10 protein-coding genes are annotated in these 15,477 nt (G+C 70.9%); 5 read left to right on the forward strand and 5 right to left on the reverse strand.

Annotated elements, in window-relative coordinates:
* Nucleotides 1-193: 193 nt before the first annotated feature.
* The 4 genes from ACZ4Z5_RS04055 (at nucleotide 194) to ACZ4Z5_RS04070 (ending at nucleotide 8,256) form a co-directional block, all read left to right on the forward strand.
* A complete protein-coding gene (locus ACZ4Z5_RS04055) occupies nucleotides 194-1,699 on the forward strand; it encodes a cytochrome ubiquinol oxidase subunit I (protein WP_468256286.1) in 1,506 nt (501 codons plus the stop codon).
* 64 nt (nucleotides 1,700-1,763) lie between these two features.
* A complete protein-coding gene (gene cydB, locus ACZ4Z5_RS04060; RefSeq protein ID WP_468256289.1) occupies nucleotides 1,764-2,765 on the forward strand; it encodes a cytochrome d ubiquinol oxidase subunit II in 1,002 nt (333 codons plus the stop codon).
* Nucleotides 2,766-2,804: 39 nt separating this feature from the next.
* Nucleotides 2,805-6,398 carry a thiol reductant ABC exporter subunit CydD gene (cydD, locus tag ACZ4Z5_RS04065; RefSeq protein WP_468256293.1) on the forward strand — a complete coding sequence of 1,198 codons (3,594 nt, stop codon included), beginning with the start codon at nucleotides 2,805-2,807 and terminating at the stop codon, nucleotides 6,396-6,398.
* Nucleotides 6,399-6,561: 163 nt separating this feature from the next.
* Complete coding sequence (locus ACZ4Z5_RS04070) at nucleotides 6,562-8,256, forward strand: GAF domain-containing sensor histidine kinase (protein ID WP_468256296.1); 1,695 nt, start codon at nucleotides 6,562-6,564, stop codon at nucleotides 8,254-8,256.
* A gap of 351 nt (nucleotides 8,257-8,607) precedes the next feature.
* Here ACZ4Z5_RS04070 and ACZ4Z5_RS04075 read toward each other — a convergent pair whose 3' ends face one another.
* Entirely contained in the window at nucleotides 8,608-9,510 is a 903-nt protein-coding gene (locus tag ACZ4Z5_RS04075; RefSeq protein WP_468256299.1) for an HAD-IIB family hydrolase, read from the reverse strand.
* 170 nt (nucleotides 9,511-9,680) lie between these two features.
* On the opposite strand from ACZ4Z5_RS04075, the gene ACZ4Z5_RS04080 reads away from it, so the two are divergent.
* Nucleotides 9,681-10,571: an LLM class flavin-dependent oxidoreductase gene (locus ACZ4Z5_RS04080; protein ID WP_468256301.1), complete on the forward strand. Its 891-nt coding sequence runs from the start codon at nucleotides 9,681-9,683 to the stop codon at nucleotides 10,569-10,571.
* 21 nt (nucleotides 10,572-10,592) lie between these two features.
* Here the strand turns inward: ACZ4Z5_RS04080 and ACZ4Z5_RS04085 are convergent, their stop codons facing one another.
* From ACZ4Z5_RS04085 to ACZ4Z5_RS04100, 4 genes are all read right to left on the reverse strand, one after another.
* Nucleotides 10,593-11,135: an RNA 2'-phosphotransferase gene (locus ACZ4Z5_RS04085; protein ID WP_468256305.1), complete on the reverse strand. Its 543-nt coding sequence runs from the start codon at nucleotides 11,133-11,135 to the stop codon at nucleotides 10,593-10,595.
* A 386-nt stretch (nucleotides 11,136-11,521) separates the two neighbouring features.
* Nucleotides 11,522-12,472, reverse strand: coding sequence for a MerR family transcriptional regulator (locus tag ACZ4Z5_RS04090; protein WP_468256308.1), 951 nt, complete (start codon nucleotides 12,470-12,472; stop codon nucleotides 11,522-11,524).
* 161 nt (nucleotides 12,473-12,633) lie between these two features.
* A complete protein-coding gene (locus ACZ4Z5_RS04095; protein ID WP_468256623.1) occupies nucleotides 12,634-14,487 on the reverse strand; it encodes an SDR family oxidoreductase in 1,854 nt (617 codons plus the stop codon).
* 5 nt (nucleotides 14,488-14,492) lie between these two features.
* Nucleotides 14,493-15,341, reverse strand: a complete 849-nt coding sequence (locus ACZ4Z5_RS04100) for a M24 family metallopeptidase (protein ID WP_468256310.1) — start codon at nucleotides 15,339-15,341, stop codon at nucleotides 14,493-14,495.
* Between the last annotated feature and the right edge of the window lie 136 nt (nucleotides 15,342-15,477).

The raw sequence follows: 15,477 nt of genomic DNA on the forward strand, positions 1-15,477 counted from the left end.
GTCAGCACTTCAACAAGATGTTGAAGTGCTGACCTTTCAAGAGGGGCCCCGGTTGAACGTGCGAATTTCGCATGGGCAATAATGCTTGTGAATGTGAACGCGTTCACAAGCGTGCCCTGGTTGGTCCGGAGTTGTACGAGATCCAAGGGGCATGCTGCGGCTGTGACCACGCCGGATGTAAGGAGAAGGCGACGTGGACCTAGCTCTGGCACCAGAGACGCTGGCGCGCTGGCAGTTCGGCATCACCACCGTCTACCACTTCCTCTTCGTACCCCTGACCATCTCGCTCGCCGCCCTCACGGCCGGCCTGCAGACGGCCTGGGTGCGCACGGAGAAGGAGAAGTACCTCAGAGCCACGAAGTTCTGGGGAAAGCTCTTCCTGATCAACATCGCGATGGGCGTGGTCACCGGCATCGTGCAGGAGTTCCAGTTCGGCATGAACTGGTCCGACTACTCGCGCTTCGTCGGAGACGTCTTCGGCGCCCCGCTGGCCTTCGAGGCTCTGATCGCGTTCTTCTTCGAGTCCACGTTCATCGGGCTGTGGATCTTCGGCTGGGACAAACTGCCGAAGCGCATCCACCTCGCCTGCATATGGATGGTGTCCATAGGCACCGTCCTGTCCGCCTACTTCATCCTGGCGGCCAACTCCTGGATGCAGCACCCCGTCGGCTACCGCATCAACCAGGCGACCGGCCGGGCCGAACTCACCGACTTCTGGGCCGTCCTCAGCCAGAACACCACCCTCACCCAGGTGTTCCACACCCTGTCCGCGGCCTTCCTCACCGGCGGCGCGTTCATGGTGGGCATCGCCGCGTACCACCTGGCCCGCCGGAAGCACATCCCCGTGATGAAGACCTCGCTGAGGCTCGGCCTGGTCACCGTGGTCGTCGCAGGACTGCTCACCGCGGTCAGCGGCGACTTCCTCGGCAAGGTCATGTTCAAGCAGCAGCCGATGAAGATGGCCGCGGCCGAAGCCCTGTGGGACGGCGAAGGCCCGGCCCCGTTCTCCGTCTTCGCCTACGGCGATGTGGAGAAGGGGCACAACAAGGTCGCCATCGAGATCCCCGGACTGCTGTCCTTCCTGGCCAACGACGACTTCAGCTCGTACGTGCCCGGTATCAACGACACCAACGAGGCCGAGCAGAAGAAGTACGGACCGGGCGACTACCGGCCGAACATCCCCGTCGCCTACTGGGGCTTCCGCTGGATGATCGGTTTCGGCATGGCCTCCTTCACCATCGGCCTCGCCGGGCTGTGGCTCACCCGGAAGAAGTTCCTGCTGCCGAAGGCGCAGCGGGTCGGCGAGGACGAGGTGCCGTATCTCGTCCTCTTCAGGAAGCCCCTCGGCGAGCGGCTCACCCGGCTGTACTGGCTCATCGGCACCCTGACGCTCGGGTTCCCGCTGATCGCCAACTCCTGGGGCTGGATCTTCACCGAGATGGGCCGGCAGCCCTGGGCCGTCTACGGCGTGCTGCGCACCCGGGACGCAGTCTCCCCCGGCGTCTCGAACGCCGAGGTGCTCACCTCGATGATCGTCTTCACCGCGCTCTACGCCGTCCTCGCCGTCATCGAGGTCAGGCTGCTCGTGAGGTACGCCAAGGCCGGGCCGCCCGAGCTCACCGCCGACGACCTCAACCCGCCCACCAGGATCGGCGGTCACGACCATGACGCCGACCGCCCGATGGCCTTCTCGTACTGACGTCGACGATCAACGACCGACGACCGACGATCAACGATCAACGAATGACGACCGGGACTGTGACATGGAACTCCACGACGTCTGGTTCGTACTCATCGCCGTGCTCTGGACCGGCTACTTCTTCCTCGAGGGCTTCGACTTCGGGGTGGGGGTCCTGACCAAGCTGCTGGCCCACGACCGCAAGGAACGCAGGGTGCTGATCAACACGATCGGGCCCGTCTGGGACGGCAACGAGGTCTGGCTGCTCACCGCCGGCGGCGCCACCTTCGCGGCCTTCCCCGACTGGTACGCCACGCTGTTCTCCGGCTTCTACCTCCCGCTGCTGATCATCCTGGTGTGCCTGATCATCCGTGGCGTCGCCTTCGAGTACCGCGTGAAGCGGCCGGAGGAGCGCTGGCAGACCAACTGGGAGCGCGCCATCTTCTGGACCTCGCTGATCCCGGCGGTCCTGTGGGGCGTGGCCTTCGGCAACATCGTGCGCGGTGTGAAGATCGACGCGCACAAGGAGTACGTCGGCACCTTCCTCGACCTGCTCAACCCCTACGCCCTGCTGGGCGGCCTGGTGACGCTCGCCCTGTTCACCTTCCACGGTGCGGTGTTCGTCGCGCTGAAGACGGTCGGGGACATCCGGGAACGGGCACGGAGGCTCGCGTCGGTGCTCGGGCTGATCACCGTCGTCCTGGCGATGGGCTTCCTGCTCTGGACCCAGGCGAGCAGGGGCGACGGGACCAGCCTGGTCGCCGTGGTCGTGGCCGGCGCCGCGCTGATCGGTGCGGTCGTGACCATCAGGGCCGGACGTGAGGGATGGTCGTTCGCCCTGTCCGGAGTGACCATCGCGGCGGTCGTCGCCCTGTTCTTCCTGACGCTCTTCCCGAACGTCATGCCGTCCTCGCTGGACCCGGCGTGGAGCCTCACCGTCACCAACGCCTCCTCCAGCCCGTACACGCTGAAGATCATGACGTGGTGTGCGGCCGTGGCGACCCCGCTGGTGCTGCTCTACCAGGGCTGGACGTACTGGGTGTTCCGCAAGCGCATCGGCACCCAGCACATCGCCGAGGCGCACTGACGCCGGCCGCCGGACCGCTCACAGGCAGGGATGTTTCACGTGAAACCGATCGATCCGCGTCTGCTCCGGTACGCCCGGTCCACCCGTCGCTTCCTGCTGGCGACGGTGGTCCTCGGCCTCGCCGGTGCGGGGCTGGTCGTCGCCCAGGCGATGCTCGTCGCCGAGGTGGTGGTGGGGGCGTTCCAGCACGGCCTCGACGCGGCCGGGCTGCGTACGCCCCTGCTGGCGCTCGGAGCGGTCGCGCTGGGCCGGGGCATCGTGTCCTGGCTGACCGAACTCGCCGCACACCGGGCGAGCGCGGCGGTGAAGTCCGAGCTCAGGGGGCGACTGCTGGAGCGGGCGGCCGGTCTCGGACCGGGATGGCTCGTAGGGCAGCGCACCGGTTCGCTCGTCGCGCTCGCCACCCGGGGAGTGGACGCCCTCGACGACTACTTCTCGCGCTACCTCCCGCAGCTCGGTCTCGCGGTCGTGGTGCCGGTGGCGGTCCTGGCCCGGATCGTGACCGAGGACTGGATCTCCGCGGCGGTCATCGCGGGGACGCTGCCGCTGATCCCGCTCTTCATGATGCTGATCGGATGGGCAACCCAGTCGCGCATGGACCGGCAGTGGCAGCTGCTGTCCCGGCTGTCCGGCCATTTTCTCGACGTCGTCGCGGGACTGCCCACGCTCAAGGTGTTCGGCCGGGCGAAGGCCCAGGCCGAGTCGATCCGGACGATCACCGGCCAGTACCGCAGGGCCACCATGCGGACCCTGCGCATCGCGTTCCTGTCGTCGTTCGCCCTCGAACTGCTCTCGACGCTGTCGGTGGCACTCGTCGCTGTGGGCATCGGCATGCGGCTCGTCCACGGCGATCTCGACCTGTACACCGGACTCGTCATCCTGGTGCTCGCCCCCGAGGCGTATCTGCCGCTGCGGCAGGTCGGCGCGCAGTACCACGCGGCCGCCGAGGGCCTGGCCGCGGCGGAGGAGATCTTCGCCGTGCTGGAGACCCCGATGCCCGCCCGGGGCGCGGCGGAGGTACCCGAGGGGCCGGTGGGTCTGCGGATCGAGGACGTGACCGTTCGTCATCCCGGGCGGGCACGGCCCTCCTTGGACGCGGCGTCACTGGTCGTGGAGCCGGGTGAGACGGTCGCCCTGACCGGGCCGAGCGGGGCCGGGAAGTCGACCCTGCTCGGTGTCCTCCTCGGTTTCACCGCCCCCGACGAGGGCCGGGCCCTGGCCGGGGACACCGACCTCGCCACGCTGTCCCCGGAAGGGGTGGAGCGGTGGCGCGAGCGGATCGCCTGGGTGCCGCAGCGGCCGTACCTCTTCGCCGGGACGATCGCCGAGAACGTCCGGCTCGCACGGCCCGACGCGGACGAGGACGCCGTGCTGGCGGCACTGCGGGACGCCGGGGCGGAGGAGTTCGTGGCAGCGCTGCCGGACGGGATGCACACCCTGCTCGGCGAGGACGGCTCGGGACTCTCGGCCGGACAGCGACAGCGCCTCGCCCTCGCCCGCGCGTTCCTCGCCGACCGCGCGGTGCTGCTGCTCGACGAACCCACGGCGGGCCTGGACGGTGAGACCGAGGCCGGGATCGTCGAGGCGGTCGGCAGGCTGGCCGCGGGCCGGACCGTCCTGCTGGTCGTCCACCGTCCCGCGCTCCTCGCGGTCGCCGACCGCGTGGTCACCCTGGACGGGCCGTCGTCTTCAGGGCGGGATACGGACCACACATGGGCCCCCGACAGCGGTTCCTCCGTGTCCGGTGACGTCACCCCGCCGAACCCGGCCACCCCGGCCACCCCGGCCCCCCTGGGCACAGCGGCCGACGAGACCGACGCACAGCCGGAGGCCGGCCGCCGGCGACCGGGCGGCGTCCGGGGCGTGTTCGCGCGCGTCCGGGAGGAAGCGGGGGCGCTCCGCGGGCGGCTCGTGTTCGCGCTGCTGCTGGGGAGCCTCGCACTCGGATCGGCCGTCGGACTGATGGCCACCTCCGGCTGGCTCATCTCCCGGGCCTCCGAGCAGCCCCCCGTGCTCTATCTGATGGTCGCGGTCACCGCGACCCGCACGTTCGGCATCGGCCGCGCGGTGTTCCGCTACGCGGAGCGCCTCGTGTCCCACGACGCGGTGCTGCGGATGCTCGCGGACCTGCGGGTCGGGGTGTACCGGCGGCTGGAGCGGATCGCACCCGCGGGCCTGGGCCGCACCCGGCGGGCCGATCTGCTGTCCCGGCTGGTGTCGGACGTGGACGCGTTGCAGGACTACTGGCTGCGCTGGCTCCTGCCCGTGGGCGCCTCGCTGGCCGTCGGCACGGTGGCGTCCGGGTTCACCGCCTGGCTGCTGCCGGAGGCGGGAGCCGTGCTGGCTCTCGGGCTGCTCACGGCCGGGGTGGCCGTGCCGCTGCTGAGCGGTGCGTGCGCCCGGCGTGCCGAGCGGCGGCTGGCGCCCGCCCGCGGGGTGCTGGCCACCCGGGTGGGCGATCTGCTCGTGGGCAATGCCGAACTGACCGTCGCGGGAGCACTGCGTGCCCGTACGGACCTCGCGCGCAGGGCGGACGCCGAGCTGACCGGAATCGCCTCGCGCGCCGCCGCCGCGACGGCCCTGGGTGCCGGACTGTCCGCGCTGGTCTGCGGGCTGACCGTGCTGGCGTCGGCGCTCGTTGGAGCGCAGGCCGTGCAGCAGGGCCGGCTCGGCGGCGTGACGCTCGCCGTGGTGGTGCTGACCCCTCTGGCCGCGTTCGAGGCCGTGGCCGGACTGCCGGCGGCCGTGCAGTTCCGGCAGCGGGTCCGGCGCAGCGCCGAGCGCGTGTACGAGGTGCTGGACGCACCCGTGCCGGTGCGGGAACCGGCTGTTCCGGCCCGGCGGCCCGGGTCGCCGTTCCCGCTGGAACTGCGGGGTGCGGCCGCCCGGTACGTGGGCGCGGATCGGACGGCACTGACCGGTTTCGACCTGACGCTCACCGCGGGACGGCGGGTCGCCGTCGTCGGGCCCTCGGGCTCGGGCAAGACCACGGTCGCACAGGTGCTGCTGAGGTTCCTGGACACGGAGGGCGGTACGTACACGCTGGGCGGCACCGACGCCCGGGCACTGCACGGCGACGCCGTGCGCCGGTGGGTCGGCCTGTGCGCGCAGGACGCGCACCTCTTCGACAGCACCGTGCGGGAGAACCTCCGGCTGGCGCGTCCCGGCGCCACGGACGAGGAACTGTGGGCGGCGCTCTCCGCGGCGCGGCTGAGCGAGTGGGCCGCTTCACTCCCCGAGGGCCTGGACACACCGGTCGGCGAACACGGGGCCCGGATGTCCGGCGGTCAGCGGCAGCGGCTTGCGCTGGCGCGCGCCTTGCTGGCCGACTTCCCGGTGCTCGTGCTCGACGAGCCGGCCGAGCATCTGGACCGGGCTACGGCCGACGCGCTCACCGCCGACCTCCTGTCCGCGACCGAGGGCCGTACGACCGTGCTGATCACCCACCGGCTGCAGGGGCTGGACGCCGTCGACGAGGTGCTGGTGCTGGACCGGGGGAGCGTCGTGCAGCGTGGCACCTACGAGGAGCTGGCGGTGGCCGACGGGCCGCTGCGCCGGATGCTGGAGCGGGAACGGCGGTCCGATGCCGTGCCGGCACCGGCCCTCGGCGCGGAACCCGTCACCGTTCTCTGAGAAGAGCCGGAGGCGACCGGCCCGGACCGGCGACCGGCCCGGCTTCCCGGGCGGGGCCCTGCCTGGCTCGCCTCGCGGCACCCCCAGCCGACGTTCCCCGTGATACGGCCTTCCCGTAATAGCCGACTTTCCCTGTCATATGGGACTTACTACGCTCGGGTTCATGTCGGACCCGGACCCCCTCGGATTCTCCGCACAGGCGACGCGGAGCCTGCTGGGCCTGTCCACGGAGCTCACGGCTCGCGTTCCGCAGCTGCTGGAGGCGATGCGTTCGGTCGGCACGGGCCTGGAGCTGCACTCGACGCTCGACCGCATCTGCGAGACCGCCGCCCAGCTGGCGGACGCCCGCTACGCGGCGATCGCGGTGATCGACGAGGAGCAGCGGGGCCTCTCGGACTTCGTGACGCACGGGGTCCCGGAGGACCGGGCTGCGGCCATCGGGCGATACCCGGACCGGCTGAAGGGGCTGCTGGGCGCCCTCGTCGACGATCCGGATCCGGCCCGGCTGGACGAGCTGACCGCCGATTCCGCCACCGGCTCCCCGGACGGTCCGCGCCGCCTGCCGCACTTCCTGGGGGTCCCCATCCGGGTCCAGGGAGAGATCTTCGGCAATCTGTACCTGAGCGAGAAGCGCGGCGGCGCCGAGTTCACCGAGTACGACCTGCACATGGTCCGGGTGCTGGCAGCGGAGGCGGGAATCGCCATCGGTAATGCGCGGCTCTACGAGGCGGCGCGGCAGCGGGAACGGTGGATCGACGGATCGGTGGCCGTCACGACCGCGCTGCTGTCGGGCGGGGACGCCGACGACGCCCTGGAGGTCGTCGCGGAACAGGCCCGGCACCTCGCCGGCTCGGCCGCGGGGATCGTGCTGCTGCCCGCGGAGGACGGCGGTCTGGAGATCGTGGCGGTCGCCGCCGACCAGCCGCGCACCGCGCTGGGCATGGTGATCCCGCCCGAGAGCCCGGTCGTCGCCAAGATCCTGGAGGGAGAGGCGGTGTTCGTGGAGGACTCCGCGACCGACCCGCGGATCATCACCCGGCTGGCGTCGCAGTTCGGGCCGAGCATGATCCTGCCCCTGAACAGCGGTGGCCGCGTGCTGGGGGCTCTGGCCACCCCGCGGCCGCGCGGAGCCCGTCCGTTCACCGCCGCGGAGCGCACTCTCGCGACGCAGTTCGCCTCGCAGGCGGCGCTCGCGCTGATGATGGCGGACGCACAACGGGACCGTGAGCGGCTGGTGGTGTTCGAGGACCGCGACCGGATCGCCCGTGATCTGCACGACCTCGTCATCCAGCGGCTGTTCGCCACCGGGATGATGCTGGAGACCGCACAGCGGAAGTCCGATGTGCCGGAAGTCGGAGTGGGCGTCGAGAAGGCGGTCGACGAACTGTATGTGACCATCCAGGAGATCCGCACCGCCATCTTCGCGTTGCAGCAGGGACCGGCTGAGGCCCCGTCGGGGCTGCGCACCCGGGTACTGCGCGAGATCAACATGGCGGCCGTGCCCCTCGGCTTCAAACCCTCCCACCGGTTCGTCGGCGCGATCGACGAGCAGGTCGGCGAACTGACCGGAAAGAACCTCATCGCGGCGCTGCGCGAGGCGCTGTCCAACGCGTTCCGGCACGCGTCGGCGTCGCGCATCGAGGTGGTCGTGGACGCGACGGCGGAACTGTCCGAGGCACGGGCCGGGGTGCGGCTGACGGTAGCCGACGACGGGGTGGGGATTCCGGAGGGCGGCCGGCGCAGCGGACTGCGCAATCTGAAGCGGCGTGCCGAGGCGCTCGGCGGGTCCAGCCGTTACGGGCCGGGCATCGGGGAGTGCGGCGCCGGGACGACGGTGGTCTGGGAGGCGCCGTTGTAGGCCGGACGGGACGATCCGTCCGGCCTGCGCGAGGGTCCGGCCCACGGGAGGGTGACTGGCCGGCCCGCCGGAGGGATTGGTCAGCCGACGGGTGGGACCGGCCGGTCGGTCGGAGGATTCGGCTGCTCCACGGGTGGGACCGGCTGGTCCGTCAGAGGATTCGGCTGCTCCACCGGAGGGGGTATCGGGCGGCCCATACAGGAGGTCGGCCCGCCGAACGGCCTGCCGACCTGCATGCCGGACAGCCGACCCGCACTCGGACCGTGGGCCCGCAGTCGGGCCGTGCTCCTACCCGCACGTCGGACCGTGGGCCCGCACTCGGACCGTGGGCCCGCACGTCGGACCGTGGACCTACAGGACCGGCCCGCTCTGGTGCGAACGGAGGAGCTCCTCGATCACGACCGCGACTCCGTCGTCGTTGTTGGCGACCGTACGTCCGGACGCGGCGGCCACCACGGTGGGGTGGGCGTTGCCCATGGCGTAGGACGTGCCCGCCCAGCCGAGCATCTCGACGTCATTGGGCATGTCGCCGAACGCGACCACTTCCGCGGAGGAGATGCCGCGTTCCGCACAGCACAGGGCGAGGGTGCTGGCCTTGGAGACGCCGGGGCCGCTGATCTCCAGCAGGGCGGTGGGGCTGGAACGGGTGATGGAGCCCAGTCCGCCCGCGACGGTGCGGGCCAGCGCGAGGAAGTCGTCGGGCGCCATCTCGGGGTGGTGGGCCAGCAGTTTGAGCACCGGCTGGGCCGCGACGTCGCAGTCCGTGGCGAGCAGCCGTTCCATGGGGGCGACACTGGCCACCGGGTCGAGGTGCAGCGGCGGATAGGTCGGTTCGTGGTGGATGCCACCGGTCCGTTCGACGGCGAACGACGTGCCCGGGGCCGCGGCGCACAGCACCGCGACGATCTCCAGCGCCGCCTCCCGCTCCAGCGGCCGGACCTTGACGAAGCGGTGGGTGCCGGGGCCGCCGTGCAGGTCGACGACGGCTGCGCCGTTGCCGCAGATGGCGAGACCGTGACCGTGCACATGGTCGCTGACGACGTCCATCCAGCGGGCCGGTCGGCCGGTGACGAAGAAGACCTCGATGCCCGCCTCCTCGGCTGCGGCGAGGGCCGCGATGGTGCGTTCCGAGACGGTCTTGTCGTCCCGCAGCAACGTTCCGTCGAGGTCGGTGGCGATCAGCCGGGGGATCGCGGGGGCCGGTCGGGCGGGGGCGGAGTCGGTAGCTGAGGTCACAGACGCATTCTCCTGCATCCGTGTGCACGTGTGTGACGCAGGGCGCACAGGTGAGTACCGTTTGAGCCGTCGATGGACGACCGTGTCGCCCCGTGCGCCCGGCCCGGGCGGGACCGTCCGCGCCCTCCTCGGGCTCCGCGCCCTCCGAGGCGTCCGGCCGCCTCCGCGCCGCGGGTATGGTCGATGCCATGCGTCTGAGCACCGTGATCCTGCCTGTCCACCGATGGAGCGAGGGCCGGAAGGTCTGGCAGCGGGCCGAGGACCTCGGCTTCCACGCCGCCTACACCTACGACCATCTGTCGTGGCGTTCCTTCCGTGACACCACCTGGTTCGGCGCGGTACCCACGCTGACCGCGGCCGCGACCGTCACCGAGCGGATGCGTCTCGGCACCCTCGTCACCTCGCCGAACTTCCGGCACCCCGTGACGCTCGCGAAGGAACTGATGACGCTCGACGACGTGTCGGACGGCCGGATCACCCTCGGCATCGGCGCGGGCGGCATGGGCTTCGACGCGACGGCCCTCGGCCAGGAGGCGTGGTCTCCGCGCGAGCGCGCGGACCGGTTCGCCGAGTTCGTCCCGCTGCTCGACCGGCTGCTCACCGAGGACGCGGTCACCAGCGAGGGCAGCTTCTACTCCGCCGTCGAGGCCCGCAACATCCCCGGCTGTGTGCAGCGGCCCAGGATCCCGTTCGCCGTCGCGGCGACCGGCCCGCGCGGACTGCGGCTCGCCGCCCGCCACGGCCAGGCGTGGGTGACCACGGGGGACCCCAAGCTGTTCGAGACCGGTACGCCCGACCAGTCGCTGGAGGCGATCCGCGGTCAGTTCGAGAAGCTCGAGGCGGCCTGCGAGAGCGTCGGCCGGGACGTCGACGAGCTCGACAAGATCCTGCTCACCGGGTTCACCCCGGACCGCCCACTGGCTTCCTTCGACGCATTCGTCGACTTCGCGGGCAAGCACTTCGCCCTCGGATTCACGGAGATCGTGATCCACACGCCGATCCCCGGTTCGGACTTCGACGCGGACGAGAAGGTCTTCGAGCGGATCGCCACCGAGGCGCTGGACAAGCTCGGCCGCTGAGCGTCGGCCGGGTCGGCCCAGTCAGCCGGGAAGACGCAGGTACTCCGGCGGCACCAGGTCGGTCAGCCAGACGCCGTTGGCACTGACGTGGAACACATGACCCGCGCGGTGCATGGCGGCGGCGTCGACGACGAGCACGACGGGGCGGCCGCGCCGGGCTCCGACCCGGGTGGCCGTCTCGCGGTCGGGCGACAGATGGACGTGGTGGCGGTTCATCGGGCACAGGCCCTCCGTGCGGATGCCGTCCAGGGAGCGTGCGACGGTCCCGTGGTACAGGAAGGCGGGCGGCTCCGCCTGCGGCAGATCGAGGTCGACCGTCACGGTGTGGCCCTGACTGGCGCGTATGCGGTCGCCGTCGACCGCGAACCGCTGCTTGTCGTTGGCAGCGACCACATGGTCCAGCTCGGCGCGGGTGAAGGGGAAACCGTGGTCGGCCGCCGCCCGGATGAGGGTGTCGATCTCCACCCAGCCGTGCGCGTCGAGAGCGATGCCGATCCGCTCGGGCTGGTGCCGCAGATGTTTCGACAGATATTTCGAGACCCGTACGGTGCGTCTTTCGTCCATGGCTCCAGCGTGCCCGTGACGGGCGTCGGCCGGCACCTCATTTGCCACGGGTCTGCTTTCCCGCGGTGTCTTTTCCACGGTGTCTGCCTGCCCGGGGTCCCCCACGGGGTCTGCTGCCACGCGTTCTGCGCGTTCCGGCCCGCGCGACCTTCGGGGATCCCATATGGGGAAGCTATTTTCCGATGGTGCGGGTGGTGGTCCTGTGCGCTGCGACAAAGCTCTCTGTCCGGCCGTGTCCGGCCGTCCGGTTCTCGTCGCTCCGGTTCATCCGATTCCGGCCCTCGCGCCAGCCACCGGGTCAACTTCAGGTAAAATCTTCCAAGTTAGGTTTGATTCACAATCAAAAGCAGTTATCCACAGAGGGTTTGTCAGGAAAAGGCCCGGTTTCACCCTTCATCCTGTGGGTAACTATGACGCGCAGCAAGAGCGTTCATTGTACGAGCATTCAACTCCCGTTCAGCTGCCGCACTGATGAACGCAGCGGCATGTTCCACTCCCACCAACTCCTCGACAGCCGTGACCGTTTCCACCGGGAGCGGTACGGCCACCGGACCCGTGCGGACCGGAAGGGGAATTTCGGCGGTCAAGTGCTGATGAAGATGACGGGTCGCCAGATGTCGCATGGCACGGGCCAGTTCGGCGTCCACGGTCTGCTGTGCGAGCGGACGGAGCCGACGCACCATGGCCGCGGCCTCCGCCGCGTCGCTGTCGGTCGGTGGCCGGTGGCCGAGGTAGCGCGTGAAGACGTGCTCGGTGGTGAACTCCAGGAAACGGGAGGCGATGTGCTCGACCTGCCCGCGAAGTTCCCGTAGATGTCCGGAGATGGCGGCCAGTGGAACGCCCGCCGCGTGCAACTCCACCGCCACTGCGAGTTCTTGCGGACTGGGCACCAGGAACTCGTCGTCACTGCCGGGCACTCGCTCCAGCACGCCCAACTCCAGTGCGTCGGCGAGCGCTTCGTCGTCGGGCGCGCCGCCGAAACGCCCGTACAGCTCCTCGCGGGTCAGCCGGACCGTCTTCTCGTCCGTCCAGGGGCCACCCACCTCGGCGACCAGCCCCAGCACCCCGCCGAGACCGCGGCCGTTGTCCCACGCCTCCAGCAACTCCTTGATGCTGGCCAGGGTGTAGCCCCGGTCGAGGAGATCGGCGATCTGGTTCAGCCGCGCCAGATGCGCCGCTCCGTACACATTGGACCGGCCGCGGCGCTCCGGTTTCGGAAGCAGACCGCGGTCCTGGTAGGCGCGGATCGTCCGGACCGTGGCGCCGCTCGCGTGCGCCAGGTCCTCGATCCGGTACTCGGCGGACGAGGATGCCGATGCTGCTGACTGCCCGGGCACTGCTTCTCCCTACGACCCGTGGCCCACGACGCCGCGTCGCCGCTCTGCCCGCCCCGCCGGTGACGGCTGCCGCGCGGTGAGCCCTCCTGCGAGGGATGGTACGACCGCCGGACCGGGCACGGAACGCCCGTGCCCTTTCCCTGCGGCCGGGGGACGGCCGCTCACAACCGGGGCTCCCACCGGGCGAACGTCCGCAGTGTCCCCGGGGCCAGGCGGGCCAGGAGATGTGCGCCGCGGGCCTCCGGGGTGACCGGGACGACGGCCTGGTTCCGCACGACTGCCCTCAGGATCGCCGCGGCGACCTTCTCAGGCGGATAGTTCCGCAGCGCGTACAGCCGGGCGGACTTCTGCTGCCTGCGCTTCTCCTCCTCCGCCGACACCCCGGCGAAGCGGGCCTTCGAGGTGATGCCGGTGTTGACGAGCCCGGGGCATATCGCGCTCACCCCGATGCCCTGTCCGGCCAGTTCGGCCCGCAGGCACTCGCTGAGCATCAGTACCGCCGCCTTGGACGTGCTGTACGCGGGCAGGACCCGGGACGGCTGGTAGGCGGCCGCCGACGCGATGTTGACTATGTGGCCGCCCTGCCCGCGCTCCGACATCTGCCGGCCGAAGATCCGGCAGCCGTGCACGACCCCCCACAGATTGACGTCCAGGACCTTCTTCCAGTCCTCGGTGCCGGTGTCGAGGAACGACCCCGACAGCCCGATCCCGGCGTTGTTCACCAGGACGTCGACGACGCCGTACTCCGCGGCGGTCTTCTCGGCGAGCTTCTCCATGGCCTGTTCGTCGGAGACGTCGACCGCCTCACCCCACGCCTCGGGTGAGCCGATCAGCAGGCACATGTCCGCGGTCCTGGCCGCGCCCTCGGCGTCCTTGTCGACGGCCACGACCCGGGCCCCGGCCTCGGCGAAGGCGAACGCCGTGGCCCGGCCGATCCCGCCGGCCGCGCCCGTCACCAGCACCAGCTGCCCGCCGAACCGGTCGGCGTACGGGCCGGCAGCGGTCAGGTTCCTCGCGGGGGCACCCTTGGCCGGACTGTCGTGCGCCGTGACGAACCCGGTGATCCAGGCGGCCAGCTGGTCGGGGCGGGTGCGGGGTATCCAGTGCCTGGCGGCCACGGTGCGGCGGACCAGCTGAGGCGCCCACAGCTCCAGCTCGTCGTAGAGCCGCTCGGAGAGGAACGCATCACCGGTCGGCGTAATCAGCTGGACGGGCACATGGGCGTACGCGTCCGGGCGCGGCCTGCGCAGCCGGAACCGGACGTTGTCGCGGTACAGCCAAGCGCCGTGCGCGGCGTCCCGTGGCAGCGACGGTGTCGGATACGACGCCGCTTGCCCATCCGAGGACCCGGACCCGGGCCCGGACCCGTGGGCCCCGGAACCCAGGGCGCGGGCCGTACGCGTCCCATGCCCCGTCGGCACCTTCTCGAAGCGCTCCAGGATCCCCGGCCACCGCTTGCCGAGCGGCCCGCGCCAGGCCAGCTCGGGCAGGACCGGCGTGTGCAGCATGTACACGTACCAGGACCTGGCACCCTGGGCGAGCAGCTGGGCCGTGCGCCGCGGGGTGGGCCTGACCAGCCGCTTCCTGATCCAGTGCCCGAAGTGGTCGAGGGACGGACCGGACATCGAGGTGAAGGAGGCGATCCGGCCCTCCGTCCGCCGGACCGTGACGAACTCCCAGGCCTGGACGGACCCCCAGTCGTGCCCGACCAGATGGACCGGCCGGTCCGGGCTCACGGCGTCCGCCACGGCCAGGAAGTCGTCCGTCAGCTTCTCCAGGGTGAATCCGCCGCGCAGGGGCTTCGGGGCCGTGGACCGGCCGTGGCCCCGTACGTCGTACAGCACCACGTGGAAGCGTGCGGCGAGGCGCGCCGCGACCTCGGACCACACCTCCTTGCTGTCCGGATAGCCGTGCACCAGCATCACCGTCGGCTGTGCGGGATCGCCCAGCTCGGCCACGCACAGCTCGATTCCGCCGGTGCGCACCCGGCGTTCGCGCGCCCCTTCGAGACCCACGTCGCTCACGGGTTCCTCTCCTCGGCCCAGCGCCGCACATGCGGCAGATCGTCGTCCAGCCAGAAGGCGCTCTGCTCCGGGTCCCGGGAGTCGGTGACGACCAGGATCTCCTCGAACTTCGCGCCCGTACCCCGGAATCCGAGGTGTGGTTCGACCGCCCACAGACCGGGCTGCGGCGGATGGTCCGAGAACCGGTACGGGCTCCACAGCGGTGACCAGCCCTCGCGGTGCCCGCGCACGGCGTCGGAGACCAGCCCCCTGACGCTCCGGGTGCCGAACCCGAAGAGGCTCGGCGCCCAGCGGCGCTCCCCGACCCGGTCGACCTTGTGCGCGATCACTCCGAAGGGATAGGCGCGATGCCGGTTGGCGTAGCCCTGGCGGACCATGAGCCGGTCCACGTCCTCGTAGATCTCGCGCAGCGAACGGCGCTCGCGGACCTCGCGCAGGATCAGCTCGCGGTGCTCCTCCAGGTCCGCGAGCAGCCTGCTGTGCACCGGGTGCGGACCGAGGCAGCCCGAATAGCCGATGTCGGCGGTGTGGCCTCGGTACACGGGAGCCATGTCGAGGATGAACGGCATCCCCGCCTCGAGTCTGCGGTCGGTCGGGAAGAACTGCAGCGGTATGCGGAAGCCCGCGAACGCCGTACGGTCACCGAACCAGGCGAAGGGCAGATGGAACCAGTCCCGCACCCCGCGCCGGCGCAGCCAGTCGCGCTGCATCCGTGCCGCCTCGCGCTCGGTCACGCCCGGCTTCAGCTGCGCCGCGACGGCCTCCGCGCAGTCGTACGCCAGACGCTGCACCTCCCGGAACCCGCGCAGCTCCGCGCCGAGCCCCGTCCCCACCGCTGCCGTCATGCCATCCGTCCCGTCCCGTGTCCGCACATGCGCGGTCCGTGGTCGTAACTTGACATCAACGAATGTGACAATGCCCGGCGGCTGCGTCAAGGGCCGTGCAGCGACTGTGGAAAACCGGCCCGGCGGAGTCCTCTCC

This window comes from Streptomyces sp. NPDC030222 (assembly GCF_055573115.1).

Bases quoted from the DNA above. Each gene is read 5' to 3' on its own strand.
- cydB (WP_468256289.1), top strand. From the start codon at position 1,764: ATGGAACTCCACGACGTCTGGTTCGTACTCATCGCCGTGCTCTGGACC.
- ACZ4Z5_RS04070 (WP_468256296.1), top strand. From the start codon at position 6,562: ATGTCGGACCCGGACCCCCTCGGATTCTCCGCACAGGCGACGCGGAGC.
- ACZ4Z5_RS04075 (WP_468256299.1), bottom strand. From the start codon at position 9,510: ATGCAGGAGAATGCGTCTGTGACCTCAGCTACCGACTCCGCCCCCGCC.
- ACZ4Z5_RS04080 (WP_468256301.1), top strand. From the start codon at position 9,681: ATGCGTCTGAGCACCGTGATCCTGCCTGTCCACCGATGGAGCGAGGGC.
- ACZ4Z5_RS04085 (WP_468256305.1), bottom strand. From the start codon at position 11,135: ATGGACGAAAGACGCACCGTACGGGTCTCGAAATATCTGTCGAAACAT.
- ACZ4Z5_RS04100 (WP_468256310.1), bottom strand. From the start codon at position 15,341: ATGACGGCAGCGGTGGGGACGGGGCTCGGCGCGGAGCTGCGCGGGTTC.